The 380-nt window shown below is 52.9% G+C and carries 1 protein-coding gene; it reads right to left on the bottom strand.

Annotated features, from left to right (window positions below; translation table 11 throughout):
- On the bottom strand, nucleotides 1–312 hold a 312-nt coding region (locus ACT3RT_RS23100), incomplete at its 3' end, for an IS5/IS1182 family transposase (RefSeq protein ID WP_032160176.1).
- Between the last annotated feature and the right edge of the window lie 68 nt (nucleotides 313–380).

The following is a 380-nucleotide window of genomic DNA, read 5'->3' as shown; positions in this document are numbered from 1 at the left end:
GGTGGTGCGGTCCGGCAAGGCGCTATCCAGGGATAACCGGGCAAACAGACGCATGGAGGCGATTTCGTACAGAGCATCTTCCATCGCGCCATCGCTCAGGTTGTACCAATGCTGCATGCAGTGAATGCGTAGCATGGTTTCCAGCGGATAAGGTCGCCGGCCATTACCAGCCTTGGGGTAAAACGGCTCGATGACTTCCACCATGTTTTGCCATGGCAGAATCTGCTCCATGCGGGACAAGAAAATCTCTTTTCTGGTCTGACGGCGCTTACTGCTGAATTCACTGTCGGCGAAGGTAAGTTGATGACTCATGATGAACCCTGTTCCATGGCTCCAGATGACAAACATGATCTCATATCAGGGACTTGTTCGCACCTTCC

This window comes from Ewingella sp. AOP9-I1-14 (assembly GCF_052375995.1).
Taxonomy (GTDB): domain Bacteria; phylum Pseudomonadota; class Gammaproteobacteria; order Enterobacterales; family Enterobacteriaceae; genus Ewingella; species Ewingella allii.
The sequence above is the reverse complement of the archived record's forward strand: the minus strand, read 5'-3'. Positions and strand labels throughout refer to the sequence as shown.